Origin of the sequence: Pseudomonas lini (assembly GCF_001042905.1) — a bacterium.
Taxonomy (GTDB): Bacteria; Pseudomonadota; Gammaproteobacteria; order Pseudomonadales; family Pseudomonadaceae; genus Aquipseudomonas; species Aquipseudomonas lini.
In genome coordinates this window covers 190,536-215,156 of the sequence record NZ_JYLB01000003.1, presented here as the reverse complement: position 1 = coordinate 215,156, position 24,621 = coordinate 190,536, and the positions used below count along the sequence as shown (strand labels likewise).

Sequence of the window (24,621 nt, the reverse complement as noted above, 5' to 3'; positions counted from 1 at the left end):
TGATGAATATTAATAAAACTTACGAAATTTAATCATTTCTGTCATTTTTTAATTACTTCCAGAATGCGGCCGGTCACTTGGAGTTATGTCTGGTGACGCTGGTCAGGCGATCGCACCAACTCCCCTTGGGGCGGCCTTGCCAGTGCCCATCAACTTGATCTGGAAGATCACGATGCCGTTCTCTTCTTCGCAAAAAGATGTTTTCACAATAGCCGCCGTTTGCTTGGCCTCGCTGATGTTCGGCCTGGAAATCTCGAGCGTGCCGGCAATCCTGCCCACGCTTGAATCGGTTCTGCACAGCGATTTCAACGATATGCAGTGGATCATGAATGCCTACACCATCGCCTGCACCACGGTACTGATGGCCACCGGCACACTGGCGGATCGGTATGGGCGCAAGCGAGTGTTTGTCATTAGCCTGGTACTTTTCGGCATTACCTCTCTGGGCTGTGGATGGGCGCAAAGTGCCAGCGTGTTGATTGCAAACCGATTCCTGCAAGGTATGTCCGGTGGTGCCATGCTGATTTGTCAGGTGGCAGTGTTGTCTCACCGATTCCAGTCGGGAGCTGCGCGCGGCAAAGCGTTCAGTGCCTGGGGGATCGTGTTCGGCATCGGTCTGGGGTTCGGTCCGATTATCGGCGCAGTTATCGTGGCGTTGTCGAGTTGGGAATGGGTGTTTCTGGTGCATGCGCCAATTGCAGTGCTCGCGCTGGTGCTGGTGATCGCCGGTGTCGATGAGTCACGCGACCCGCAGCGTCGCAGGCTGGATGTGTTGGGTATTATTTCGCTGTCGCTGGCAGTGTTGGGTCTTTCCTGGTTCATCACTCAGGGAGCGGGGGTGGGTTTCTCCAGTGGTTCGGCCATCGCCAGCCTGGTTGTGGCAATGGTCAGTTTCATCGTCTTTGTCGTCGCGCAGCGACGCTATGTCGATCCCATGTTCGACTTCTCTGTATTTCGCATCCGCCGCTTCTCGGGTGCCTTGCTAGGGTCGGCAGGCATGAACTTCAGCTTCTGGCCCTTCATGATCTATCTGCCTCTGTACTTTCAAAATGGCCTGGGCTATGCCAGTGTCGGCACCGGTTTGGCACTGCTGGCCTATACACTGCCGACGCTGGTTATCCCTCCATTGGGCGAACGGCTGGCGCTGCGCTATCGACCTGAGGCTGTGATTCCCGCAGGCTTGTTCACCATAGGTCTGGGGTTCCTGCTGATGAAATGGGGCAGCAGTGTTACGCATGCCAGCTGGCTGACGATGCTTCCTGGCTGCCTGATCGCCGGGATTGGACTGGGGTTGACCAATACGCCTGTCACCAATACCACCACCGGATCGGTGCCCAGTGAGCGTGCAGGCATGGCATCGGGCATCGATATCAGCGCTCGTATGATCAGCCTTGCAATCAATATCGCGCTGATGGGATTCATCTTGGTGGAAGGCATCCTGTCTTCCCTGCGCGAGCAGTTATCTGGCTCCTCCGATGATGTTCAACTGAGGTTGCTGGCGGAGAATATTTCAGCCGGCAACAACGCCGTGCTGGCACAGACTGGCCAGGGCTCTACGATTCCGCTCGATGTCGCCAACGCAGCTTTGGCCCATGGGTTTGGCTGGGTGATGCTGTATGGCGGTGTTGCGGCATGGGTGCTAGTGGCGGCGAGCTGCCTGGTTTTTCGTTCGAGCAAAGCCGTGAATGCTCAGCAGTAACTGTAAGCCGAAGGATTGCTTATGGCCCAGCGTGTATAAAAGCGCCCATGGATCTAAAGCACAGTTTCGATTGCATTGATCATCGCGGGTGCCTGCTATGGTTTATGTCGCTGGATTTTATCCAGCGACGCAACTTGATGACCGCCCTGAGGAGTGACAACCATCATGAAGAAGATCGACGCAAAGGCAGACGAGGAGGGAGGTTCTGCCTCTGAACTGATAGAGGCAAAAATCCAGGCGCTGAGTGACTGGCGGGGTGAGACGCTCGCTCGGGTTCGGGCTCTTATCAAGCAGGCTGACCCCGACGTGGTCGAGGAGTTGAAGTGGAGAGGGGTGCCGGTGTGGTCGCACGCCGGCATCATCTGCACCGGCGAGACGTACAAGAATGCCGTGAAGATGACCTTCGCCAAGGGGGCCTCGCTGGAGGACCCTTCCGGTCTGTTCAACGCCAGCCTCGACGGCAACACCCGACGTGCGATTGATTTGCATGAGGGCGACAGGATTGATGAAGAGGCGTTGAAGACGCTGATTCGTGCGGCGGTGGTGCTCAATACGTCGACGTAAATGGTTCTATACGGCTAACTGATTGATTCCAGAGCTACCGGATGAAAAATTCGGCACTGTTTAGATCGATTATTTCTTTCGGTTCTTTATATAGCGCTGGGTCGAATATCCGTAACTTCTAAAACCACGTCTTCGTTTTGATTCTGTCTGTGATGAAGACGCTGTCGCCGCTATAACAGACGGCGACGTCCCGACCGCGCCACTAAATCGGTTTCTACATCAAATCCTGCTGCTCGGCCATCATCTTGTCGTCCCTTCGCCAGTCCTTAGAATCCGCCTCCATCAGCTTCGTCCAACTATCGAATCGCTTAGGGAGTTACACCATGATGAACGCCATGCAGATGCCAATGCCGATGATGAACGCCAACATGCCGATGATGCCAATGATGGGCATGCCGATGATGATGGCGACCATGAGCTGCGAAATGATGGACGACGGCATGATGTGCAAAATGATGCCGGCTGCTGGCATGGACATGACCATGTTCAAGAACAGCGCCGAAATGATGCAGATGATGATGAACTGCGGCATGCCGATGATGATGCACTGCGGCAACATGAGCATGATGTGCATGTCCCAGGCGAGCATGGCCATGCCGATGATGAACATGATGATGCCAATGCCGATGATGGGCATGCCGATGCCGTCGATGAAGTGCGTGATGGAATGCACCATGATGGCCGACGGCATGATGTGCAAAATCATGCCGATGGCCGGCATGAACATGGACATGATGAAAAGCTGCTGCGACTTGATGATGAAAATGATGAACGATTGCAGCATGCCGATGATGATGAGCTGCAATGGCATGCCGCTGATGTGCTGCACCTGCTGATCCCCTGGCAGCACAAAAAAGCCCCCGCGACCTTACGGTTACGGGGGCTTTTTCATTCCGGCAGACACCACATCCCCCCGTAGGAGCGAGGCTTGCCCGCGAAGGCGGAGTGTCAGCCAATATCAATGTTGAATGTGCTGGCCTCATCGCGGGCAAGCCCGCTCCCACAGGGATTTGGGTTGAGCGCGGTATTCGTGGGTAGCGGTAATAAAACTGTGGGAGCGGGCTTGCTCGCGAAGGCGGTGTGTCAGGCGACATTGATATTGAATGTGCTGGCCTCTTCGCGAGCAAGCCCGCTCCCACATTGGATGTTCATTGTTCTTTCAGGTGTTTAATCCAGGCGTTCCGGGTAAGTCACCACCAGATACGCCACTGCCTCACTGTCGGCGGGGTTGCGGTAGCGGTGGGGCTGGTCGGCGTAGAACAGGATCGAGTCGCCGGTAGACAGCAGGTAACGTTCATCGTTGACGCTGATTTCCAGCACGCCCTGCGACACCACCAGGTTCTCCTGAACACCGGGGCCATGCCCCTCGCTGTGATCTTCGCCCAAAGGGCTCAGGCGCAGTTCGTAAAATTCCGATTGGCGTGCCACATCAAACGGGAACAGGGCGCGGCTGACGAAGGCTCCGCTGGCGCTGACCAGCCGTTTGCTCTCACGTGCCGACAGCACGGCCACACCTTCGAAGGCCCGATGCTCAAGAAAGGCGGCCACCGAGACCTTCAGGCCTTTGGCAATTTTGCACAGCACTTTGATGGACGGCACGCTGCGTCCGGACTCGATCTGCGCCAGCATCGCCCGGCTCACACCGCATTGCCGGGCCAGCGCATCGAGGGACAAGTGACGCTTGCCCCGCAGCCGTTGCAGGTTCTGTGCGACCCGCTCGCAGATCGGCTCTTCTTCCAGTGGCTCCAGATTATTCAAGTCCGTCACGGGCTCGTCTGCGCTCGCCAGAAATCGCGAGGGTTGCTGCGCGTTCATGCGTGACGGGTCTCGGTCGAGTGGGCGGCCTGGCCCCATTGATAAGCCTGTAAACCGGCGTTACGTGCATACATCTCCCACATGGCCCGTGCCCGTTGCTGAGCCTGTTTGCGTTTGCGGTAACTGGCGAAGTCGATGAGGTTGTCAGTCGGATTCATGGGGCACTTCACTGTGGTGATGAATGACGGGATGAGCTGAGAGTACGTGGATATTTTTATAACGATAAATACTTATTTTGTATTTGTTAATTCGTTTTGGTTATTTAATTAATATTCTATAAAGGAATAAGTAGATAATTATATATTCCTTTTGTTGCTGGTTCGGGTGATGCACTTTGAGGGCCTGCACATCCATGCGGATGCGCCCGACACCAGACAGGAAGCCTCATCATGACCATCAAAGCGATCAACGTCCGAAATCAGTTCAAGGGTGTCATCAAGGAAATAGTAGAGGGCGAAGTGGTGTCCGAAATCGACGTGCAAACGGCTTCCGGAATCGTCACCTCGGTGATTACCACCCGTTCGGTGCGCGACCTTGAATTGAAAGTGGGGAGCGAGGTGATTGCCTTCGTCAAATCCACCGAGGTGTCGATCGCCAAGCTCTGAAATTGAAATTTGAGCGACGAAAATCCTGTGGGAGCGTGGCTTGCCCGCGAAGAATGCACCGCGGTTTTTCAGGTATTACGCGTCATCGTTCTTCGCGGGCAAGCCACGCTCCCACAGGTTCTACGTCTTGACTTGCCGGCATTGTGCTCACTTTCCATAACGTTGAGGTTTTCATGGCGATTCCTTTCAAGCGCTCCGCATTGACGCTGTTGGCAGCCTCCGTGGCGGCGGTGAGTGCATTACTCAGCCCCGGCGCTCAGGCCGAAGGCAAAATCAGCATTGCCCAGCAATTTGGTATCGGTTACCTGATCCTGGATGTGGTGCGCGATCAGCAGCTCATCGAGAAACATGGCAAGGAGCAGGGCCTCGACATCAAGGTCGACTGGAGCAGCATCTCGGGTGCCACGGCGATGAACGAGGCGCTCTTGGCCGGTGCGCTGGATGTGGTGTCGGCAGGCGTGCCGCCAATGCTGACGATCTGGGACCGGACCAAGGGCAAACAAAACGTCAAGGCCATCGCCTCGCTGGGGTCTATGCCCAATTACCTGCTGACCAATAACCCGAACGTAAAAAGCCTCAAGGATTTCACCGAAAAGGACCGCATCGCGGTGCCGGCGGCAGGGGTAGGTTTCCAGTCACGCACTTTACAAATCGAAACGGCGAAACAGTTTGGCGCGCAAAACTTCAAGAAATTTGACGACATCTCGATCAGCCTGGCCCACCCGGATGCGACGTCGGCGCTGATTGCCGACGGTTCGGAGATCAACTCACATTTCTCCAGTCCGCCGTTCCAGTACCAGGAACTGCAGAGTCCCAACGTGCACAAGGTGCTGAGTTCCTACGACGTATTGGGTGGCCAGGCCACGTTTAACGTGCTGTACACCACCGAGAAATTCCACGACGAAAACCCGAAAACCTACAAGGCGTTTTACGCGGCACTCGCCGAGGCCGAGAAAATAATCAAGGCCGATAAGCCCGCAGCCGCCCAGACCTATCTCCGGGTGGAACAATCGAAGCTGGCGCTGCCACTGGTTGAGAAAATCGTCGCCGACCCTGAAATCGACTTCACCGTCGTGCCCCAGCGCACCTTCATCTACGCCGAGAAACTCCAGGAGCTCGGTGTGCTGAAAAACAAGGCTGCCAGCTGGAAGGATTACTTCTTTGAAGAAGCACACGGTAGCGAGGGCAGCTGAGCGGGTCTGCTATAAAGCGTGCGTCGCGGCTTAACTGACCGGAATTTAGGGCTTGCGCAGCAGAAGCAACAGCAGCGCCGCAGCCGCCAGCAGCGCCCCGACGATGAAGGTGCTGGCCGAGCCCGAGGTCTCCCACAGCGCGCCGGCGAGCACACTGGCGATCAACAGGCACACGCCGCTGATCAGATTGAACAGGCCGAATGCCGTGCCCCTGAGATGTTCGGGCGCGGTGTCGGCGATCAGCGCTGCGAGAATCCCTTGGCTGAAACCCATGTGCAGGCCCCACAGGGCTACGCCCGCCAGCATGGTCATGATCGAATCCGCTTGCGCCAATAACAGGTCCGCCAGGATCAGCAGGACTATGCCGACACACAGCACTTTGGTGCGGCTGATCCGGTCGGACAACCAGCCGGCCGGGTAGGCAGACACTGCATAAAGCAACGACATGACCACCATCACCATCGGCACCCAGGTTGCTGTCAGGCCTGTTTGTTGCGCCTTCAACACCAGAAAGGCTTCACTGAAGCGGGCCAGCGTGAAGAGCCCGCCGACGATCACCACCCACCAGTAACCACGGGAAAAATCCCGCAGGACCTTCCAGTGGATAGGTGAGCGAAAGGTGCGTTCGCCAGCGGCAGCGGTCGGTTCTTTTACCCCGCCGACAATCAGCGCCACCGATATCACCGCCGGGATCACCGCAAACCACAACACCAGATGGATCTGCCCGAGCCAGAGCATCAGCACGATAGCCAGGATCGGACCCAGAATGGCGCCCACGGTGTCCATCGACTGGCGCATGCCAAAACAAGCACCACGGATTTCGGCGGGTGCGACATCGGCGACCAATGCATCTCGCGGCGCGCCACGAATACCTTTGCCGATGCGATCCAGAAAACGCGCGGTGAACACCACCTCCACCGATTGCGCGAGAGGAAAGAGCGGTTTTGACAAGGCGGCCAGACCGTAGCCCATCAACAGCAGGCCTTTGCGCCGGCCGATAAAGTCGCTGATGGCGCCGGAGAAGATTTTGGTCAGCATCGCGGTCGCTTCGGCGATGCCCTCGATCACCCCGACGGTCAACGCGCTCGCGCCCAGGGTCGTGACCAGAAATATTGGCAACAGGCTGTGCACCAGTTCTGAAGACAGGTCCATGAACAAGCTGACAAAACCCAAGGCCCAGACCGTGGAGGGGATACGCACTGAAGCCGGTCTGGGTTTTGAGAGGTTGTCCATGCGGGTTTCCGGGATTGAATGCTCACCGATTGTTTATGTCGCCAACCCCGGCGATCAGGCCTTAAAGATTCTGACTCAAAAAGAGCAACGTATTGCCGTGCGCCTCCACCGCCGCCCGCTGGTTGTAGCTGTCACGGTGTGAGCAGTTGAAGCCATGTTCGGCCCCCGGATACACCTCGATATCGACGTCGTCGTTGAACTCGAAACGCTCGGCGATTTGCTTCACGGCGTCGATGGGGATGTGGCTGTCCTGTTCGCCGAAATGCATCAGCATCGGCACCTTGAGTTCACCGGCCCGATCCAGTTGGTTCTGAATGCCGCCGCCGTAGTAGGCAATCGCCACGTCGACGAAACCGTTGGCCGCGGTGTTGTACGACAGCATGCCGCCGAAGCAGAAACCGATGGAAGCGATTCTGCCGTCCAGCCCCGGATGAGCCTTCAGGGCGTCGATGGCCAGTTTGATGTCGGCCTGGGCCTTGGTGGTGTCGGTGGCATTCATCAATTCGACGGCGCGTTTCCAGCCAGCTTCGTCGTAGCCCAGTTCGATACGGTGGCCGTTGCGCCAGAACAGATCCGGCGTTATGACCAGGTAGCCGTCGGCTGCGTACTGCTCGGCGACCGAGCGGATGTGTTCGTTGACGCCGAAGATTTCCTGAATCAGCACAATCCCCGGACCTTTACGGGTGTGGGGGATGGCCAGGTAAGCGCCGAATGTGCCGTCGGCGCTGGTGATCTCGATCCATTGGGTGGTTACGCTCATGATGGCTCCTTTACATAAGTTGGGTGGGTTATCGAGACGCTGGCGTATCAGCGGTGACTGCGCCGCCAGAAGAGTCGAGCCAACAACGCGTCCATGCTGAGTTTGCCGGCCCCCGAGAGCAATAACGGCATGAGGGCTGCGAGGTAGATCAGCGGCAGTTTGAAGTTGCCGTGGCCTTTATTGCTGATGGCATAACCCTGGGCAAGTTCACTCAATGTAGACCAATCGGCCGGCCAGTGAACGGCAGCGGTCGCAACGATCGTGACCACGATCAGGATAATCGCCGAGACCCGCGTCCCCAGGCCCACCAGCAGGGCGAGGGCACAGATCAATTCGGCCCACATCGCCAGTTCCCAGTTCAGCGTGGCCGGCACGTGGTTGAAGGGGAATGGGAAGCTGTTCTGGATGTCAGCGAACCAGTTCTGACCGTTCCATTTTTCCAGGCCTGATTCGAAAAACTCCCAGGCCAGAAACACCCGCAAGGTCAGGGGCGCGATCCAGTTGCCGGCACGGTCGAGGTTCAGGTGCAGGCCTTTGATGGCTGATGAGAGAGAGGTGTTCATGGGCTTGAGCTCCGGGGATTCATTGTGGGAGCGGGCTTGCTCGCGAAGACGGCGGCACATTCAACATTGATGTCGCCTGACACACCGCTTTCGCGAGCAAGCCCGCTCCCACAGGGGATTGTGGTGTTCCAGGGATGTCATTCAGTCAGCAGCGCATTCCTGACCGACCGTTTGTACTTCAACGCAATCTTGCCCAGCAGCCGAATGACGATTGCCGAAAACATCAGGCCGAACGGCAGGACGTACCAGGCGCTCATGGGGATGCGTTTGAAGTTGGAATAGGTAAACACCGCTGCGAGCACCCACATGCCGCTGACGTGCAGGGCTTTCCAGGGTTTGGGGCCGATCAGCCGCGCCGTGGTTTTGAACGAGGTCAGCGCCATCAACAGAATGAACAGGTAACCAACCGAGCCCGGGATATTGCCGACCGTAGTGCGGCCGGGCCAGAACTCAGGGTTCAGTTGGCCATAGCTGTAGATCAGGATGGCGTGTACCAGGTGGGAAAACGCAAAGGCCAGGCCGATGAAGCGTCGCTCGCGCACCAGCGATCGGGTGAATGGCGAGGGCACCAGCACAGCCAAAGCGGACGCAGTGAACGCAGCGAGAAACAGTGCAAACGAAGTGCGTGCAGTGGCGCGAATGGCGCTGCGCGTGGCTTCCACCAGATCCGGGTTCAGCAACAGAATCAGGCCGGTCATCAACAACACCAGCAGGGACAGCAGGCCAAACAGCGACCAGCCGTGGTAACGGGGAACTTGGGTCAGCATGGCAACACTCCTGAGCAAGGGCCGACCCGGTTTTGCCGGTGGTCAGCGGACAGCAGGAGTTTTTCAACCCGGTGTGTGGGCGGTATGTCCGAAAGGTCGCCCGGTGCAAGTTCATGTATCCCGGGCCGCGACAGATACATTCCCATACAAAACTGTGATTCAGCACCGACCAGCAGCGTCTAGCGACAGTGTCCCCGCAATCCCATGGGGCGAGACTTCGGAACCCGGCATGCAAGCGCTGTTGAACGAGATCCTTGACGCAGTCCGACCGTTGATCGGTCAGGGCAAAGTGGCTGACTACATTCCCGCCCTCGGCACCGTGCCGTCCAATCAGTTGGGCATTGCCGTGTATGGCAATGACGGCGAGTTGTTTTGCGCGGGAGACGCCGACACGCCGTTCTCGGTGCAGAGTATCTCCAAGGTATTCAGCCTGGTGCAGGCCATCGACCATTCCGGCGAAGCGATTTGGGAGCGCCTGGGTCACGAGCCGTCCGGCCAGCCGTTCAACTCGCTGGTGCAGCTGGAGTTCGAGCGCGGGCGCCCGCGCAATCCTTTCATCAACGCCGGTGCGCTGGTGATCTGCGACATCAACCAGTCACGTTTTGCCGCGCCGGCGTTATCGATGCGCGATTTTGTCCGGCGTTTGTCCGGCAACCCGAATGTCATGGTGGATGGCAAAGTCGCCGAGTCGGAATACCAGCACCGCGCGCGCAACGCAGCCATGGCTTATCTGATGCAGTCGTTCGGCAACTTTCATAACGACGTCGAAGCCGTGCTGCGCAGCTACTTCAGCCACTGCGCGTTGCGCATGAGTTGCGTGGATCTGGCCCGCACGTTCTGCTTTCTGGCCAACGACGGTTTCTGCAAACACAGCGGCGCCCAGATCCTCAGCGCCCGTCAGACCCAACAAGTCAACTCGATCATGGCCACCAGCGGGTTGTACGACGAAGCCGGCAACTTTGCCTATCGCGTCGGTTTGCCGGGCAAGAGCGGCGTGGGCGGGGGCATCGTCGCGGTGGTGCCGGGGCAATTCACGGTGTGCGTGTGGTCCCCGGAATTGAACACTGCCGGCAACTCCCTCGCTGGCATGGCCGCGCTGGAATTGTTGAGTCAGCGGATCGGCTGGTCGGTGTTCTGATGGCATTTCTTGACTAGCGCTCGATGACCGCTACCGTGAAGCAGGCATTCTTTGACTCACCCGAACGGGTGACGGGGCGGGTGACTTCATGGTGAATTTCGGTTCCGCGCTTCTAGTCTTCAATGACCCGGACACTCATATGCGCAAAGGGTTGTCTGCCGTGGTCCAGATAGGCGACACCCTGTGGGTCGCCAATGATGAATCCTTGAGCCTGGAGCGCTTCACCTTGCGTGAGCGCGTCGGTGCGGGCGAGTTTCTGTTTGATCAGCACCAACAATTCCCGTTGGCGTCCCTGTTGACGCTGCCGGTCATCCCGACGATTGGCGAAGAATTCGTTGAAGCAGACCTGGAAGGCATGAGCTACGACCGCGACACGGGGTATCTCTGGATTGTGGGGTCTCACAGCCTGAAACGGAAAAAACCTGATAGCACCAAATCCCTGAAGAAAAACGCCGAGCGTCTGGCAACTGTCAGCAGCGATGGCAATCGTTTTCTCCTGGCCCGGATTCCGGTGGTCGAAGAAAACGGGACGTTCACTTTGGTGAAGAGCACCGCCAGCGATGATCGAGTCGCCGCCCAATTGGCCGGTAATCAACTGGGTAACGAATTGCTCGATGAGCTCAAGGACGACGAGCATGTAGGGGCATTCCTGCACATTCCCGGCAAGGACAACGGGTTCGATACCGAAGGTCTTGAGATCAACGGCAAACGTGTTTTTATCGGGTTGCGAGGGCCTGTGTTGCGGGGCTGGACGATTGTTCTGGAGATTGAACCCGAGGACCATCCCAAGGCCGCTCACACACTGATACTGAAAAAGATCGGGCCCAAGGGGCGCAAATATCGTAAGCATTTTCTCCAGCTGGATGGACTCGGCGTCAGGGACTTATGCATCGATGGTGACGACATGTTGATCCTGGCCGGGCCGACGATGAACCTTGATGGGCCTGTCAGCTTATTTCGATGGCACGACGGCGCCAGGCCCACAGACGAAAGTTTTATCTTCAGGGAACAATTGACGCCGGTCCTGGAGGTTCCTTACGGGCAAGGAGAGGATAAAGGCCGCGATCATGCCGAAGGAATGACCTTTGTCAGCACTGCGGGCGTAGAGGAACCGTTGCTGCTGGTGGTCTATGACGCGAACGCCGGGTGGCGCAAACAGGGGGGCAATCGCCTGGAGCAGGATGTATTTCGACTTATGAAAAAGTAACCGCCACCGCGCCCCGGTGAATGACGCTCCACGGATTTTCCTATACATTTTCCGACCGCCCCCCTGCATGGTGAAACCGTTTCATGTCTCTTGCGCTCGAACGTCTAGTCGCTGGCACGCCGATCCCTTTTGCTGGTAATCGTGTCACTGTCGTCAGCTCCGAACTGGCGGCGCGCTTTCAGCCCGGCGACCATCTGCTGGTGGAGCAGGTCAGCGGCGAATTGCTGCTGATCCCGGTAGCGGACCAGCAAGCGGCGGCAGTCGCCATCGAGCGCGCCGAAGCGGCGTTCACCGCGATGTCCAGCGTCTCGGATCACGCCATCAGCGAGTTCTTCGATCACTTTGCCCAACGCCTGGAAACGCCTGAATGCTGGGCCTTGATTGCGGCTGCCAACCTGGCCGACATCGAGCGGGCCAAGGCGCGCGGGCGTTCCACCACGCGGTTGCTCGCCGATGAGCGCATGCGCCGCGACATGATCGCCGGCCTCAGGGCTTGGCGCGATGCACCGGCTACGCGCGGCAAGGTCGTGAGCTGCGTCGAGCATGATGGCTGGAAAGTCGAGCAAGTAGTGTCGCCGCTGGGCATCGTCGCGTTCGTGTTCGAAGGCCGGCCGAATGTTTTCGCCGATGCCGCCGGTGTCTTGCGCACCGGTAACACCGCGGTGTTGCGCATTGGCAGCGATGCATTGGGCACCGCCCAGGCCATTGTCACCCATGCATTGAATCCAGCATTGGCTGACGCCGGATTGCCGACCGGAGCAGTTTCGCTGGTGGAAAGCGTCAATCACGCCGCCGGTTGGGCGATGTTCGCCGACCGGCGCTTGTCGCTGGCTGTGGCCCGTGGGTCGGGACGTGCGGTCAGCCAGTTGGGCAGCATCGCGCAACAGGCCGGTACCGCGGTCAGCTTGCACGGCACCGGTGGCGCGTGGCTGATCGCCGACAAGGACGCCGATGCCCGGCGCTTTGCCGCCGTGGTGCGCAACTCGCTGGACCGCAAAGTCTGCAACACCCTCAACGTTTGCCTGATCCACCGCGACCGCGCCGCCGAACTGGTGCCGTTGTTTCTCGACGCACTGCAACAGGCCGGCACCGCTCGGGGCCAGGGCTGCAAGTTACATATCGTCGAAGGTAGCGAGCAGCATTTGCCAACCGATTGGCAGACCGCGAGCGTCGAGGTGTACCGCGCCGGAGGCTATCAGACCGAAGCGTTGGCCGAACCGCTGCCCGAGGATCAACTGGGTCGCGAGTGGGAATGGGAAGAGACCCCGGAAGTCAGCTTGAAGATCGTTGACGACCTGGACCAGGCCATCGCCTTGTTCAACCGCTACAGCCCGCAATTCACCGTGTCGCTGATCAGTGAAGATGCCCCGGCGCAGGAGCGTTTCTACAACGCGGTCAACGCACCTTTTGTCGGCAACGGGATTACCCGCTGGGTCGACGGGCAGTACGCGCTGAACAAGCCGGAACTGGGGCTTTCGAACTGGGAGAGTGGGCGCCTGTTTGCGCGCAGCGCGATTCTCTCGGGGGATGGCGTGTTTACCATCCGTAGCCGCATGACCCAGACGGATCTGTCGGTCAAACGCTGAGGCGGCGCTCCAGAACAGCCACGCAAACCTGTGGGAGCGGGCTTGCTCGCGAAAGCGGTGTGTCAGGCGACATCAATGTTGACTGTGCCGCCGTCTTCGCGAGCAAGCCCGCTCCCACAGGATATTCGTCGTTCTTATACCTTATCGGCATCAGGGACAGCCCCCCGCCCGCAGGCAACGGCACGCACTATACTTAATGTGTGTCCGTGTCTGCGGTGGGGCGGGCGGCGCATCTGATTACGTGAGGGAGGTTTGCGCCATGAAACTTCATTCCTTTCAACATTACTCTCATGATCTGGAAACGGTCGTTCACGACGCGTGGATTACCACCAGAGTGAAGTCGGCCCTGGCATTGGCCGACTCAACCCTTGGCCTGCATGTCCATGTCAAAACCCATGCGGGCAGGGTGGCATTGAGCGGCCGCGTCAACACTCACAGGCAGTGTGAGCAGGCTGTTGCTCTGGCCCGTTCGGTTCAGGGTGTCGTCGACATCGATGCCAGCGAGTTGCTCACTCATGTGTTCACGCCGGGCAGTTTTCCAGATGCGCCCAATGCCGAAGAGTCCTCTGAGCGTCGGTCAAAATCGTCTACAAAGATTGACGATAAATGACAGGGGCGATCTTGTGAGTGTCACATTCCCGGTTGGGAAGTAGTGCGTGTGTCCACGTTGTAACGCTGCGCCAAGCCCGACGCAGCTCGAGCGGGTGAAGCTTTCAGGCGGCTTCGACCACTTGACCATACACCGCACAGGTGTCCGGGTGCTCGGCCAGCGACACGAAGTTGCGACGGCTGGCATCCAGAGCATCGACTGAGCCGGTCTCGATGTCATAAACCCAACCATGCAGATTCAGCAGGCCTTTTTCCTGGGCCAGGCGCACGCTCGGGTGAGTCTGGATATTCGCCAGTTGGGCGATGACATTTTCCCGGACCATCGAACTCACCTTGGCGGCGTCGCTGGCGTGAGGGCGGGAGTCATTGATTACCTTGGCCGACTCGGCGTGCTGCAACCAGCCACTGACGGCGGGCAGGTGATCCATGCATTTGCACTGGGCGATGGCGGTCATGGCGCCGCAGTCCGAATGCCCGCAGATCACGATGTCCGTCACGCCCAATACCGCGACTGCATATTCGACCGTGGCCGACACACCGCCGGGATGCGGACTGTAGGAGGGCACGATATTGCCGGCATTGCGCACCACAAACAGTTCGCCGGGCTCTTGCTGGGTCAGCAATTCCGGCACTACGCGGCTGTCTGAACAGGTGATGAACAAGGTGCCGGGATGCTGGGTGGTGGCCAGGTGTTTGAACAGGTCGGTACGTTGGATGAAGGCTTCGTTCTGGAACTTCAATAAACCTTCGATGAGCGCTTTCATGGCTGATTTCCTTGCAATGAATGAGGGGGGAATGCCTGCATAACCTGTAGGAGCGTGGCTTGCCCGCGAAGAACGATGACGCGTAATACCTGAAAAACCGCGGCGCATTCTTCGCGGGCAAGCCACGCTCCCACAGGTTCCGCGTCTTAATTGACTGGGTTGTTTTAGAAAGGACGCAATGGCAGGAACTTGCCGTCCAGAGTAATCACTGCGCGAGAACCGCCTTCCGGGTCTTCAACTTTCTTCATGTCCAGCTTGAAGTTGATCGCGCTGATGATGCCGTCGCCGAATTGCTCGTGAACCAGGGCTTTAAGCGTGGTGCCGTAGATCTGGATCATTTCGTAGAAGCGGTAGATGGTCGGGTCGGTAGGGACACCCGAAAGGCTGCCGCGCAGCGGAATGATCTGCAGGCGAGCCACGGCCTCGGCGTCCAGTTCGAGTTTCTCGCCAATCACCTTGGCGGCGGCTTCCGGCAACGGATGCTGGCCGAGCAGGGCGGCGGTGACATAGGCCAGGCCCAGGCCGGTGCCGTCGGTCAAATCCTGCCAGGACAGATTCTTGCGCGCCTTGGCATCGAGGATCGAAGTGGTCAGGGCCAGACTTGGGTCCTGGTAAGCGTGGGACTGTTGCATGGTGTGACTCCTATCGGTTGTGGCTGGAAAGTGGAGCCATCTTCGGTTGATTGATCCATAGCGTCCAAGATCGATATACAATGCGTCGCATAAGTCCTGCCTATAGATGGTGTGCCCCATGCTGCTCCGACATTTGCGCTACTTGCTGGCAGTCGCCGACCACGGCGGTTTCACCCGCGCCGCCGAGGCGTTGCATGTCTCCCAGCCGACGCTGTCCCAGCAGATCCGGCAACTGGAGGAAACGTTGGGCGTGAGCTTGTTCGACCGCACCTCGCGCACAGTCAAACCGACCGATGCGGGACTGGCCTATATCGAAAGTGCCCGTCGGGTACTGGTGGAACTTGAAGCAGGAAAACGCGCGCTGCATGACGTGAAGGACTTGTCTCGCGGCACTTTGCGATTGGCCATGACGCCAACGTTCATGGCGTATCTGGTGGGGCCATTGGTGCGCGACTACGTGACGAAGTTTCCGAACATCCATCTGCAGATTTTCGAGTTATCGATGGATCACATCGAGGCCGGGTTGCTCGATGACTCGCTGGACATTGCCATTGCCTTTACCCCGGTGAGGAGCCCCGACATCGAGTGCGTGCCGGCATTTGTCGAGACCTTGGGCGTGATGGTCGGGCGTAGTCATCCGTTGTACGAGCGCCAGAACCCGCTATCGCCAAAGGAGGTGGCGCAACTGGATTTCGCGTTGCTGACGCCGGACTTCATCACCCGATCCTCCATCGACGGGTATTTTCGGCAACAGAACATCACGCCCAAAGTGGCGATCGAGGTGAACTCGGTGAGTACGCTGCTGGAGGTCATTCGCCACGCGCCGATGGCCACCATCCTTCCGGAACCCATCGCCACTGCGGAACGGGCATTGCGCAAAATTCCGCTGCTGGGGGAGGCGCCCAACCGAGGGGCCGCGCTGCTTCGGCGCAAAAATAACTATCACAGTGCGGCGTCGGAGGCCTTTATGGAGCTGGTATTGGACGCGACTGCGGTCGAGTCGGCGAAGTCAGTCATCCACTGATTGACACAGCCCATTGGGAGCCTTGCCGGTGGAGGACACGGTCACCGAATCGTCATCGGCGAGGATGATCGTAATCGTAATGCCCGAACCCCTGGCTTCGAAGCGACGATCGTTGATGGCTTTGGTTACCGCTTCTTTACTATTGATCAATACCGGGCCGTCCTGATCCGCATGGACGACAACTTTACCGGGGCAGTCCACATCGAATGAGGGAATGCCAGGGAGGGTGTTCGCATGGGCAACATTCGCCATCGCCAACACTATGAATATCAGGATTTTGTTCATCGCAAGCCTCCAGAGATCCAGCAGGGCATACGGTTAACCATAGCTTTGTTTGGTGCGCACGAGACAAACGAAAAGGCCCCGCTCGATATTCCGAGCGGGGCCTTCTTTCATTACTGAGGGGGGATATCAATACAACCGATCAATCACCCGAACTTCGTTCTGGTTCTGCATCGATGCCCACGCCTGTTTCAGCGTTTGCAGCACATTACCGATGAAGTCCTTGTCGGCCGCGGCTTTCTTGCCGACATAACCCTGGCCGCGACGGTACATTTTCAGTCGGGCGAGCAGGTTCTGGTTGTTCTGGTCGAACGCTTCTTCGTGGGCATGGGGCGACAGGCAGTCGATATGAACCTGGCCCGATTTGCTGATCCACAGAATATGGCTGTCCTGGCTGTCTTTTTGCGCAGCGAACAAGCGAGCCAGTTCATCGATAGTAGGTTGATTGTTCAGATTCATTGTAAGCCCCTTGACCATTTGGTGATCTTTCAAAGTTGATTCGCTAATACAAGTAGCCCATCGGTTAGTTGATCCCTGGCACCGAAACCAGGACGTCAGCGGTCGGCCGTCAATATGACGGGGGCCCGCGTCTGCTGCATGTAGTCGTGTTGAATAACTGCTACGCAATAGCGTCACAACGAAGAGAAGCAGCGAAAACCTGGAGGCCACTGCCGACATTTTCAGGGTCGGCCACAAGCTTCATGAGGATTGATCGCCAGCGCTTCTCGTCCTTTGTACTGGACGTTCAGGCCAGGTCAGTTTCTTCAATCTGCCTTGTGGGCAGCGTGTATCCGGGGAAAACAGCTCGGCGGTCAGACGAGCTTGCTCAAACGTGTTGCCTGTACTCCCGATCGGGGAGATGTCTGCATCATGCAAGGGCAAATCGGAGGCGTCAACGGTTTTGTAGTGATTATTTTTGTTCACTACATATTGTCGGACAAAGTGGTTTTGGAATTAGAAAGTCAGGCGTGGCTGGCTGTGGCATCGTCAAGATCGCAGCTTTTCGTAGGAGCGAGGCTTGCCCGCGAAGGCCATCACGCGGACAAACTGCTGGACCGCGTCATCGTTTTTCGCGGGCAAGCCTCGCTCCTACGGGGGCGGGGTAGGAGTTGCCGAGGGCTGCGATCTTTTAAAGCGGTAAACGGTGCATGGATAACCGTCGATCGGCAGGTGATGCAGGGTGAATTCGCCACCCGTGAGATCAGGCATCACCTTGGCCCAGAACAGCCGCGCAGGCTGGTTGGCATCGATGTGGAAAATCTGCCATTGACCGGGGAACCGACTCAAGAGGGCAGAGGCGACAAACTTCGCGACACCTTGGCCACGAAAGCGTCGACTAACAAAAAAGTAGCCGATGTTGTGCTCCGCGCCGACGATATGGGTTTCGTTATCCACGGTCACGAAACCGGCAAGCTCGTCGTCGACCTTGATCAGAAACGGCCTGGTTGCCGGGTTGCGCCAGTAATCCAGCTTGGGCTGGATGTTGAAGAGGCCATGCTCCCCGAGTTTCAGCGGCAGCCATTCGCTGAAGTCATACACGTAGAACTGCATCAGGTTTTCGATGGTTTCCAGTTCGTCGCGCTGAGCGGCGTGCAGTTCTATTGAGGGCTGGCTTCTGATTGTCGTCATGGTTGTACCTTTCAGAAAGCAGGGCTGTTGCCTGATGCGCGATCCATGTGAGAGCGGGCTTACCCTAATGCCGGTAAGTCAAGACGCAGAACCTGTGGGAGCGTGGCTTGCCCGCGAAGAATGCACCGCGGTTTTCAGGTATTACGCGTCATCGTTCTTCGCGGGCAAGCCACGCTCCCACAGGTTCTGCACCTGACGTTGAAGAACACTAGACCATTTCGATTCGTTGCAAGTGCTCTCAAGCCTTGCTTACCGGTTTCGCCGTGCGCTTGGTGCCGGTCGAGGGTTTGCGTTTGGCGGGTTTGCGTTTGTTTTTCCACGGTGTGGCACCACCCCCGGCCGGGCTTGCCGGCCCGCTGATGGTCAGGTTCAGGCCGGCGCAACGTGCCACCTGCTTGCTCATCCACGCAGCCTGTTTGGTGACGAATTCTTCCAGGCTCATTTCACCGCTCTGCACCATGTCCAGGGCCTGTTCCCAGATTGCCGTGGTGCCGGGATCCGCAATGGCGCGCGGCACGGCGTCGATCAGGCTGAACGCTGCCGGCGTCGCGGCCAGGGCCTTGCCGTTCTTGATCAGGTAGCCGCGGTCCAGCAGGCCCTGGATGATCGAGGCGCGGGTGGCTTCGGTGCCGATGCCGGTGGTGTCCTTGAGCTTCTGCTTGAGCAGTGGATCTTCCACCAGTTTGGCGACGTTCTTCATCGCCTTGATCAGATCGCCTTCGGTAAACGGCTTGGGCGGCTGGGTCCAGAGGTCCTTGAGCTTCACGTCGGCCACCGCGCAGTCACGCCCTTCGGCCAATGCCGGGAGTGTTTGCGGCGCCGGTGCTTCGCGGCCCTTGGCTGGCGCGAGAGCCTCGGGCAAGGCGCGTTTCCAGCCGGGCTCGACAATCTGCTTGCCCACGGCGCGCAAGGCTTCACCGGCACAGTCGAAGTCGGCCTGGGTCCGGTCGTACTCATGGTTGGGCAGAAACTGCGCCAGGTAACGCGCACGAATCAGGGTGTAGACCGCCCGTTGTTTGCCTACCAGTCGGTCGAGGTTTTTCGCCGCAGCAGTGGGAATGATGCCGTGGTGAGCGCTGACCTTGGCATCGTTCCAGGCCCGTGAGCGGCGCTGGGGCTCCAGGTGATCGTGCAAGGCGTTCAATGCCGGATCGGCCTGCTTCAGCGCAGCAAGAATACTTGGGGCTTCGCTGTGCTGACTCAGCGGCAGGTAACCGCAATCGCTACGCGGGTAGGTAATGACTTTGTGGGTTTCGTACAGCGCCTGGGCGATATCGAGGGTTTCCTGAGCGCCGAGCCCGAGCTTCTTCGAGCAGACTTCCTGCAGCGTGCCCAGATCGAACGGCAAAGGCGCGACTTCGCGCATGCGCTCGGTGCGCAGTTTGATCACCCGAGCGCTCGCCGCACCGTTAATGGCCGTAGCGGCTTTCTGAGCCAGCCCCTGATTCAGGCAGCGGTCCTGATCGTCGCAAGCGTCGGAGGCCGCACGCCACTGGGCGGTGAACGCGGTGCCGTCATGCAGCAGTTGCACATCGATGGCCCAGTAAGCCACCGGGACGAAATCGGCAATGCTGCGGTCGCGATCCACCACCAGGCGCAAGGTCGGCGTCTGCACCCGACCGACCGGCAATACACCCTGATAGCCGGACTGACGCCCCAGCAGGGTGAACAGCCGACTCATGTTCATCCCGATCAACCAGTCGGCCCGGGAGCGCCCCAACGCCGAATGATAAAGGCTGAACGTCTCGGCACCGGGCTTGAGCGCCGCCAGGGCCTTGCGGATCGATGCATCGTCCAGCGCCGACAGCCACAGCCGCCGGATCGGCCCGCGATAACGGCAATGCTCCACCAGTTCTTGGGCGATCATCTCGCCCTCACGGTCGGCGTCGGTGGCAATCACCAGTTCACTGGCCTCGCCGAGCAAGCGTTTGACCGCCTTGTACTGGCTGGCCGTGCGCGGTTTGACGGTCATCTTCCATTTTTCGGGAATGATCGGCAGATCCGCCAGCACCCAACGCTTGTAACGCGCGTCATAGGCATCAGGCGGTGCGGTTTCCAGCAGATGGCCGATGCACCAGGTCACCGTGACGTTCGTTCCCAGCCAGCAGCCGTCGCCCCGACGCTTGGCGCCGAGCACGGCTGCGATGTCTTTGGCCTGGGAAGGTTTTTCACAGAGGTACAGCTGCATAACCACCATCGTCGATCAGTGTTCAGAGGCTGACAGAATGGCGTTTGATGAGCGATGGAGCAATCTTTATCTGTATGGATGTACAGCTTAAGCTGTTGCGGTTGATGACAGCAGGTTGGGGCATGCTGTTTTGGGGACCTCACTGTAGCCCAAGCAAGCTCCGTTCGGCTGTGAAGCAGTCGCGATGCCGAAACATGAGGTATACCTGTCGGATCGCGATACAGCGCAGCAGCGACAGAGGATCCTGTTCTATGAAAGCCCCCGGACCCGGTAATCCCATCGCCATCAGCCCTCAACCCGGCTGCGTGGTGGTGAAGTTCCATGGCATTCAAGTGGCGTCATCCACTCGGGCGCTGGTCATGCATGAGGCCAATTATCCTCCGGTGTACTACATCCCCCGCGAGGACATCGCCGAACAATATTTCGCCCGCACCGACCACACCAGCTATTGCCCGTACAAGGGCGATGCCAGTTATTTCAGCCTGCAAATCCCCGGGCATGAAGGTGCCAATGCGGTATGGAGTTATGAGCACCCGAAGGTGTCAGTCGCGCAGATTGGCGGGTATGTGGCGTTTTATCCTGAAGAAGTGACGTTTGAGGTACTTGATACCTGAGGTGCAGAAAGCATTGTGGCCAGAAGGCTTGTTGCCTGAACGCAATCCATGTGGGAGCGGGCTTGCTCGCGAAGGCGGTGTGCCAGGCAACATTAATGTCGACTGACACTCCCTTTTCGCGAGCAAGCCCGCTCCCACAGGTAAGCCTGGGCTAGAGGTTCGTGCCGTCAGTTCTTGTCCAGATCCACATTCTTGGTCTCACGCAAACAGATCATCCCCACCACCAGACTCACCCCGGTAATCACCACCGGGTACCACAGCCCGTAGAAAATATCCCCGGTATACACCACCAGGGCAAACGACACCGTCGGCAGAAAACCACCGAACCAACCGTTACCAATGTGGTAGGGCAGGGACATGGACGTGTAGCGGATACGGGTCGGGAACAGTTCGACCATCAGCGCCGCCAGCGGGCCGTAGCACATGGCGGAGATGATGATCAGCGCGACGATCAGCGCCACGATCATTGGTTTGTTGATCTGCTGGGTGTCGGCTTGTGACGGATACCCGGCCAGAGTCACCGCGCCGCGCAGGGCTGCTTCATCGTAACCATCGATTTTCACCTCGCCGATGCTGATCTGCACGGCGCTGCCCGCCGGGGCCGCTTCGCTGTTGTAGGGCAGGCCTTGTTTGACCAGGAAGGTTTTGACCTTGTCGCACGGGCTATCAAATTTAGCCTTGCCCACCGGGTCGAACTGGAAGGTGCAGGTGGCCGGGTCGGCCAGCACGGTGATCGGTGCCTGGCGGCTGGCTTGGTCGATGGCCGGGTTGGCGTAATGGGCCAGGGTCTTGAAGATCGGGAAGTACAGGGCGGTGGCCAGCAACAGGCCGATCATCAGCACCGGTTTGCGCCCGACCTTGTCCGACAGCCAGCCAAAAAAGATGAAGAACGGTGCGCCGATGATCACGCTGACGATCAGCAGACTGTTGGCCAGGGCCGGGTCCATTTTCAGGAACTGGGTGAGGAAGAACAGCACATAGAACTGCGCCGCGTAGAAGGTCACCGCTTGCCCGGCGTTGATGCTGAACAGCGCAATCAGCACCACTTTGAGGTTGTCCCATTTGCCGAAGGAGTCGCGCAGCGGCGACTTGCAGAGTTTGCCTTCTTCTTTCATTTTCACGAACGCAGGCGACTCATGCAGGCTCAAGCGAATCCAGGTCGAGATGCCCAGCAGCACGATTGAAAACAGAAACGGAATGCGCCAGCCCCAGACTTCGAACTGGTCACCGGTGAAGTAGCGGCAGCCGAGCACCACCAGCAGCGACAGCAGCAAACCGAGGGTGGCGGTGGACTGAATCCAGCTGGTGTGGAAACCGCGTTTGCCCATCGGTGCGTGTTCGGCGACGTAAGTGGCAGCGCCGCCATACTCACCGCCCAGCGCCAGACCCTGGAGCATGCGCAGCACCACGAGGATGATCGGCGCGGCGATGCCGATACTGGCGTAAGTCGGCAGCAAGCCGACGCAGAAGGTCGCCACGCCCATGAGGACAATAGTGGCGAGGAACGTGTATTTGCGCCCGATCATGTCCCCCAAGCGGCCGAACACCAACGCACCGAACGGCCGCACGATGAAGCCGGCGGCGAAGGCCATCAGCGCGAAGATGAACGCCGTGGTGTCGTTGACCCCGGCGAAAAACTGTTTGCTGATGACCGCCGCGAGGGCGCCGTAGAGGAAAAAGTCGTACCACTCGAACACCGTCCCGAGTGACGAAGCGAAGATGACTTTTTGGGTTTCCTGACTGGTGCCGGCGCTGCGGACGGCTTCCAGGGGCTGAACATGTTCTGACATATCGGTATCCCTCACAGTGATTGTTTTTGTTGTTCCACTGTCGGCGCCAACCTTGTGGGCAGGTGCCGCTACTGTCGATGTATCGGGTGTACTCCTTCCCTGTAGGAGCTGCCGAAGGCTGCGATCTTTTGATCTTGATCTTTCAGCGCCTTCAAGGACGCCAAGAGATCGCAGGCTTCGCCAGCTCCTACATGGATTGCGCGTTGCTTCAGGCCGGTGTGGTCTGTTGTTTTTCGGGGGGCACGCTCCTTGTGTTGGGGCTGAGGATCAGCTGCGCGGCTTTCTCGGCGATCATCAACGTCGGCGAACAGGTATTGCCCGAGGTGATGCGCGGCATGATCGAGGCGTCGGCGATGCGCAGGCCGGGAATGCCGTGGACACGCAGCTCGGCGTCGACCACCGCGTCCGCATCATTGCCCATCCGGCAGGTGCCCACCGGGTGGAAAATCGTCGTGCCGATCCGGGCGGCGGCTTCGTGCAATTGCTCTTCACTCTGCAAACTGTCGCCGGGCAGGTACTCGACCGGTTTGAACGCTTGCAAGGCGGGCGCGGAGACGATGCGGCGGGTGAGTCGGATGGCATCGGCTGCCACTCGCAAGTCTTCGGGATGGCTCAGGTAGTTGGGCTGAATCAGCGGCGCTTCCCGCGGATCGGCGGAGCGAATGTCTATCCGGCCACGGCTTTGCGGGCGCAGATCGCAGACCGATGCAGTGAACGCGGGGAAGGCGTGCAGCGGCTCGCCGAAACGCTCCAGCGACAACGGTTGCACGTGGTATTCGAGGTTCGCCGAGGTTTGTTCCGGTCCCGAACGAGCGAAGGCGCCGAGTTGGCTCGGCGCCATGGACAGCGGGCCGCTGCGGTCATACAGATAACGCAGGCCCATGCCCATCTTGCCCCACAGCGTGCCGGCAATCTGGTTCAGGGTGCGGGCTTTTTCCAGTTTGTAGATCAGCCGCAGTTGCAGATGGTCCTGCAGGTTGCCGCCCACGCCAGGCAGTTCATGGGCAACGCCGATGCCCAGCTTTTGCAGGAGCGGGCGAGGGCCGATGCCGGAACGCTGGAGAATGCCCGGTGAGCCGACGGAGCCGGCACACAGGACGATTTCCTTACGCGCCTTGAAGGTTTTCGCCTGGTCTTGCCAACGTGCGCTGACCGCTGAGGCACGGCCGTTTTCCAGCAGCACGCGGTCGACTTCGACGTCGGTCAGCACCGTCAGATTGGCACGGTGGCGGATTGGTTTGAGAAACGCCTTGGCCGCGTTCCAGCGGATCCCGGCTTTCTGGTTGACCTGGAAATAGCCGCAGCCTTCGTTGTCGCCCTGATTGAAGTCATCGATGCTGGCGATGCCGCTTTGCTCGGCCGCCGTGCGGAAGGCGTCGAGGATCGGCCATGACAGCCGCTGCCGTTCGATCCGCCATTCGCCGGCAGCGCCATGAAACTCCGAGTCGCCGGCAAAATGGTTTTCGCTTTGTTTGAACAGGGGCAGCACGTCTTGCCAGCCCCAACCGGTATTGCCCTCGGCCGCCCAACCGTCGTAATCGCCAGCCTGGCCGCGCATGTAGATCATGCCGTTGATCGAGGAACAGCCGCCGAGCACCTTGCCGCGCGGATAGCTCAGGGCGCGGCCTTGCAGGCCCGGTTGCGTTTCGGTCTTGAAGCACCAGTCGGTGCGCGGATTGCCGATGCAGAACAGGTAACCCACCGGGATGTGAATCCACGGGTAGTTATCGCGGCCGCCGGCTTCGAGCAGCAACACCCGGTGTTGCGGGTTGGCCGACAATCGATTGGCCAGCAAACAACCGGCCGGCCCGGCACCGACCACGATGTAGTCGTATTCATCAAGGGAAGTCTGCATCCCTGACCTCGTATTGTTGTTCTTGTTGTCGGTCATCCTAGTTGTTAGCTTTCGTTAAAAGAATGTTAGTTTTTACGCAGCTGCTGTGCGTTTTCAAACAGCGT

The 24,621-nt window shown here is 58.7% G+C and carries 25 protein-coding genes; 11 read left to right on the top strand and 14 right to left on the bottom strand.

All coding sequences use genetic code 11. From position 1 onward, the window contains the following. Positions 1-172 precede the first annotated feature (172 nt). From TU81_RS09660 to TU81_RS29450, 3 genes are all read left to right on the top strand, one after another. Positions 173-1,699 (top strand): MFS transporter, encoded by a 1,527-nt coding sequence (locus TU81_RS09660; RefSeq protein WP_048394739.1) that lies wholly within the window; start codon positions 173-175, stop codon positions 1,697-1,699. Positions 1,700-1,864: 165 nt separating this feature from the next. Further along, entirely contained in the window at positions 1,865-2,263 is a 399-nt protein-coding gene (locus TU81_RS09655; RefSeq protein ID WP_048394738.1) for a DUF1801 domain-containing protein, read from the top strand. A gap of 323 nt (positions 2,264-2,586) precedes the next feature. Further along, entirely contained in the window at positions 2,587-3,099 is a 513-nt protein-coding gene (locus tag TU81_RS29450) for a hypothetical protein (RefSeq protein WP_082157823.1), read from the top strand. Between the two features lie 331 nt (positions 3,100-3,430). On the opposite strand, the gene TU81_RS09645 is transcribed toward TU81_RS29450, so the two are convergent. Then, entirely contained in the window at positions 3,431-4,078 is a 648-nt protein-coding gene (locus TU81_RS09645) for a helix-turn-helix domain-containing protein (RefSeq protein ID WP_048394736.1), read from the bottom strand. Further along, complete coding sequence (locus TU81_RS30490; protein ID WP_167344815.1) at positions 4,075-4,236, bottom strand: hypothetical protein; 162 nt, start codon at positions 4,234-4,236, stop codon at positions 4,075-4,077. The genes TU81_RS09645 and TU81_RS30490 overlap by 4 nt, the downstream gene beginning before the upstream one ends. A 231-nt stretch (positions 4,237-4,467) precedes the next feature. Here TU81_RS30490 and TU81_RS09640 point away from each other — a divergent pair, with 231 nt between their 5' ends. After that, positions 4,468-4,683, top strand: a complete 216-nt coding sequence (locus TU81_RS09640) for a TOBE domain-containing protein (RefSeq protein WP_038983759.1) — start codon at positions 4,468-4,470, stop codon at positions 4,681-4,683. A gap of 173 nt (positions 4,684-4,856) precedes the next feature. Continuing rightward, positions 4,857-5,876, top strand: a complete 1,020-nt coding sequence (locus TU81_RS09635) for an ABC transporter substrate-binding protein (protein WP_048394735.1) — start codon at positions 4,857-4,859, stop codon at positions 5,874-5,876. Between the two features lie 45 nt (positions 5,877-5,921). On the opposite strand, the gene TU81_RS09630 is transcribed toward TU81_RS09635, so the two are convergent. From TU81_RS09630 to TU81_RS09615, 4 genes are all read right to left on the bottom strand, one after another. Then, positions 5,922-7,109 carry an MFS transporter gene (locus tag TU81_RS09630; protein ID WP_048394734.1) on the bottom strand — a complete coding sequence of 396 codons (1,188 nt, stop codon included), beginning with the start codon at positions 7,107-7,109 and terminating at the stop codon, positions 5,922-5,924. Positions 7,110-7,170: 61 nt separating this feature from the next. Next, positions 7,171-7,869 (bottom strand): dienelactone hydrolase family protein, encoded by a 699-nt coding sequence (locus TU81_RS09625; RefSeq protein WP_048394732.1) that lies wholly within the window; start codon positions 7,867-7,869, stop codon positions 7,171-7,173. A 47-nt stretch (positions 7,870-7,916) separates the two neighbouring features. Next, a complete protein-coding gene (locus tag TU81_RS09620; RefSeq protein WP_048394730.1) occupies positions 7,917-8,432 on the bottom strand; it encodes an HvfX family Cu-binding RiPP maturation protein in 516 nt (171 codons plus the stop codon). 137 nt (positions 8,433-8,569) lie between these two features. Further along, a complete protein-coding gene (locus TU81_RS09615) occupies positions 8,570-9,199 on the bottom strand; it encodes a ferric reductase-like transmembrane domain-containing protein (protein ID WP_048394728.1) in 630 nt (209 codons plus the stop codon). Between the two features lie 229 nt (positions 9,200-9,428). Between TU81_RS09615 and glsB the strand changes: the two genes are divergently transcribed. The 4 genes from glsB (at position 9,429) to TU81_RS29440 (ending at position 13,740) form a co-directional block, all read left to right on the top strand. Further along, positions 9,429-10,337 carry a glutaminase B gene (glsB, locus tag TU81_RS09610; RefSeq protein ID WP_007904438.1) on the top strand — a complete coding sequence of 303 codons (909 nt, stop codon included), beginning with the start codon at positions 9,429-9,431 and terminating at the stop codon, positions 10,335-10,337. 88 nt (positions 10,338-10,425) lie between these two features. Then, a complete protein-coding gene (locus tag TU81_RS09605) occupies positions 10,426-11,544 on the top strand; it encodes a DUF3616 domain-containing protein (RefSeq protein ID WP_048394726.1) in 1,119 nt (372 codons plus the stop codon). A gap of 83 nt (positions 11,545-11,627) precedes the next feature. Next, positions 11,628-13,130 (top strand): aldehyde dehydrogenase family protein, encoded by a 1,503-nt coding sequence (locus TU81_RS09600; RefSeq protein WP_048394724.1) that lies wholly within the window; start codon positions 11,628-11,630, stop codon positions 13,128-13,130. 259 nt (positions 13,131-13,389) lie between these two features. Beyond that, positions 13,390-13,740, top strand: a complete 351-nt coding sequence (locus TU81_RS29440; protein WP_050683426.1) for a BON domain-containing protein — start codon at positions 13,390-13,392, stop codon at positions 13,738-13,740. Positions 13,741-13,843: 103 nt separating this feature from the next. On the opposite strand, the gene TU81_RS09590 is transcribed toward TU81_RS29440, so the two are convergent. Continuing rightward, on the bottom strand, positions 13,844-14,503 hold the full coding sequence (locus TU81_RS09590; RefSeq protein WP_048394722.1) for a carbonic anhydrase: 660 nt from the start codon (positions 14,501-14,503) through the stop codon (positions 13,844-13,846). Between the two features lie 164 nt (positions 14,504-14,667). Continuing rightward, positions 14,668-15,135 carry a cyanase gene (gene cynS / locus TU81_RS09585; protein ID WP_038984227.1) on the bottom strand — a complete coding sequence of 156 codons (468 nt, stop codon included), beginning with the start codon at positions 15,133-15,135 and terminating at the stop codon, positions 14,668-14,670. Between the two features lie 118 nt (positions 15,136-15,253). Here cynS and cynR point away from each other — a divergent pair, with 118 nt between their 5' ends. Then, the gene (gene cynR / locus TU81_RS09580) at positions 15,254-16,159 is read left to right on the top strand and encodes a transcriptional regulator CynR (protein ID WP_038984226.1); all 906 of its coding nucleotides are present in this window, start codon (positions 15,254-15,256) and stop codon (positions 16,157-16,159) included. Here the strand turns inward: cynR and TU81_RS09575 are convergent. The 4 genes from TU81_RS09575 to TU81_RS09560 all read right to left on the bottom strand — a co-directional run bounded on the left by TU81_RS09575 (position 16,145) and on the right by TU81_RS09560 (position 20,258). Then, complete coding sequence (locus tag TU81_RS09575) at positions 16,145-16,444, bottom strand: hypothetical protein (protein WP_038984225.1); 300 nt, start codon at positions 16,442-16,444, stop codon at positions 16,145-16,147. The two genes, cynR and TU81_RS09575, sit on opposite strands and share 15 nt — an antisense overlap. 126 nt (positions 16,445-16,570) lie before the next feature. Further along, positions 16,571-16,900 (bottom strand): hypothetical protein, encoded by a 330-nt coding sequence (locus TU81_RS09570; protein ID WP_038984224.1) that lies wholly within the window; start codon positions 16,898-16,900, stop codon positions 16,571-16,573. Between the two features lie 630 nt (positions 16,901-17,530). Next, on the bottom strand, positions 17,531-18,070 hold the full coding sequence (locus TU81_RS09565) for a GNAT family N-acetyltransferase (RefSeq protein WP_048394720.1): 540 nt from the start codon (positions 18,068-18,070) through the stop codon (positions 17,531-17,533). 238 nt (positions 18,071-18,308) lie between these two features. Continuing rightward, the gene (locus tag TU81_RS09560; protein ID WP_048394718.1) at positions 18,309-20,258 is read right to left on the bottom strand and encodes a DNA topoisomerase III; all 1,950 of its coding nucleotides are present in this window, start codon (positions 20,256-20,258) and stop codon (positions 18,309-18,311) included. A gap of 251 nt (positions 20,259-20,509) precedes the next feature. Here TU81_RS09560 and TU81_RS09555 point away from each other — a divergent pair, with 251 nt between their 5' ends. Then, entirely contained in the window at positions 20,510-20,872 is a 363-nt protein-coding gene (locus TU81_RS09555) for a DUF427 domain-containing protein (protein WP_007907061.1), read from the top strand. A gap of 167 nt (positions 20,873-21,039) precedes the next feature. Here TU81_RS09555 and TU81_RS09550 read toward each other — a convergent pair whose 3' ends face one another. Both TU81_RS09550 and TU81_RS09545 read right to left on the bottom strand, forming a co-directional pair. Further along, entirely contained in the window at positions 21,040-22,662 is a 1,623-nt protein-coding gene (locus tag TU81_RS09550; protein WP_038984220.1) for an MFS transporter, read from the bottom strand. Between the two features lie 208 nt (positions 22,663-22,870). Beyond that, the gene (locus TU81_RS09545) at positions 22,871-24,517 is read right to left on the bottom strand and encodes a GMC family oxidoreductase (RefSeq protein WP_038984219.1); all 1,647 of its coding nucleotides are present in this window, start codon (positions 24,515-24,517) and stop codon (positions 22,871-22,873) included. Positions 24,518-24,621 lie beyond the last annotated feature (104 nt).

What these genes read in the sequence shown, in the direction of transcription:
- TU81_RS09660 (WP_048394739.1), top strand. Translation starts at nt 173, where the DNA reads ATGCCGTTCTCTTCTTCGCAAAAAGATGTTTTCACAATAGCCGCCGTT.
- TU81_RS09655 (WP_048394738.1), top strand. Translation starts at nt 1,865, where the DNA reads ATGAAGAAGATCGACGCAAAGGCAGACGAGGAGGGAGGTTCTGCCTCT.
- TU81_RS29450 (WP_082157823.1), top strand. Translation starts at nt 2,587, where the DNA reads ATGATGAACGCCATGCAGATGCCAATGCCGATGATGAACGCCAACATG.
- TU81_RS09645 (WP_048394736.1), bottom strand. Translation starts at nt 4,078, where the DNA reads ATGAACGCGCAGCAACCCTCGCGATTTCTGGCGAGCGCAGACGAGCCC.
- TU81_RS30490 (WP_167344815.1), bottom strand. Translation starts at nt 4,236, where the DNA reads ATGAATCCGACTGACAACCTCATCGACTTCGCCAGTTACCGCAAACGC.
- TU81_RS09640 (WP_038983759.1), top strand. Translation starts at nt 4,468, where the DNA reads ATGACCATCAAAGCGATCAACGTCCGAAATCAGTTCAAGGGTGTCATC.
- TU81_RS09635 (WP_048394735.1), top strand. Translation starts at nt 4,857, where the DNA reads ATGGCGATTCCTTTCAAGCGCTCCGCATTGACGCTGTTGGCAGCCTCC.
- TU81_RS09630 (WP_048394734.1), bottom strand. Translation starts at nt 7,109, where the DNA reads ATGGACAACCTCTCAAAACCCAGACCGGCTTCAGTGCGTATCCCCTCC.
- TU81_RS09625 (WP_048394732.1), bottom strand. Translation starts at nt 7,869, where the DNA reads ATGAGCGTAACCACCCAATGGATCGAGATCACCAGCGCCGACGGCACA.
- TU81_RS09620 (WP_048394730.1), bottom strand. Translation starts at nt 8,432, where the DNA reads ATGAACACCTCTCTCTCATCAGCCATCAAAGGCCTGCACCTGAACCTC.
- TU81_RS09615 (WP_048394728.1), bottom strand. Translation starts at nt 9,199, where the DNA reads ATGCTGACCCAAGTTCCCCGTTACCACGGCTGGTCGCTGTTTGGCCTG.
- glsB (WP_007904438.1), top strand. Translation starts at nt 9,429, where the DNA reads ATGCAAGCGCTGTTGAACGAGATCCTTGACGCAGTCCGACCGTTGATC.
- TU81_RS09605 (WP_048394726.1), top strand. Translation starts at nt 10,426, where the DNA reads ATGGTGAATTTCGGTTCCGCGCTTCTAGTCTTCAATGACCCGGACACT.
- TU81_RS09600 (WP_048394724.1), top strand. Translation starts at nt 11,628, where the DNA reads ATGTCTCTTGCGCTCGAACGTCTAGTCGCTGGCACGCCGATCCCTTTT.
- TU81_RS29440 (WP_050683426.1), top strand. Translation starts at nt 13,390, where the DNA reads ATGAAACTTCATTCCTTTCAACATTACTCTCATGATCTGGAAACGGTC.
- TU81_RS09590 (WP_048394722.1), bottom strand. Translation starts at nt 14,503, where the DNA reads ATGAAAGCGCTCATCGAAGGTTTATTGAAGTTCCAGAACGAAGCCTTC.
- cynS (WP_038984227.1), bottom strand. Translation starts at nt 15,135, where the DNA reads ATGCAACAGTCCCACGCTTACCAGGACCCAAGTCTGGCCCTGACCACT.
- cynR (WP_038984226.1), top strand. Translation starts at nt 15,254, where the DNA reads ATGCTGCTCCGACATTTGCGCTACTTGCTGGCAGTCGCCGACCACGGC.
- TU81_RS09575 (WP_038984225.1), bottom strand. Translation starts at nt 16,444, where the DNA reads ATGAACAAAATCCTGATATTCATAGTGTTGGCGATGGCGAATGTTGCC.
- TU81_RS09570 (WP_038984224.1), bottom strand. Translation starts at nt 16,900, where the DNA reads ATGAATCTGAACAATCAACCTACTATCGATGAACTGGCTCGCTTGTTC.
- TU81_RS09565 (WP_048394720.1), bottom strand. Translation starts at nt 18,070, where the DNA reads ATGACGACAATCAGAAGCCAGCCCTCAATAGAACTGCACGCCGCTCAG.
- TU81_RS09560 (WP_048394718.1), bottom strand. Translation starts at nt 20,258, where the DNA reads ATGCAGCTGTACCTCTGTGAAAAACCTTCCCAGGCCAAAGACATCGCA.
- TU81_RS09555 (WP_007907061.1), top strand. Translation starts at nt 20,510, where the DNA reads ATGAAAGCCCCCGGACCCGGTAATCCCATCGCCATCAGCCCTCAACCC.
- TU81_RS09550 (WP_038984220.1), bottom strand. Translation starts at nt 22,662, where the DNA reads ATGTCAGAACATGTTCAGCCCCTGGAAGCCGTCCGCAGCGCCGGCACC.
- TU81_RS09545 (WP_038984219.1), bottom strand. Translation starts at nt 24,517, where the DNA reads ATGCAGACTTCCCTTGATGAATACGACTACATCGTGGTCGGTGCCGGG.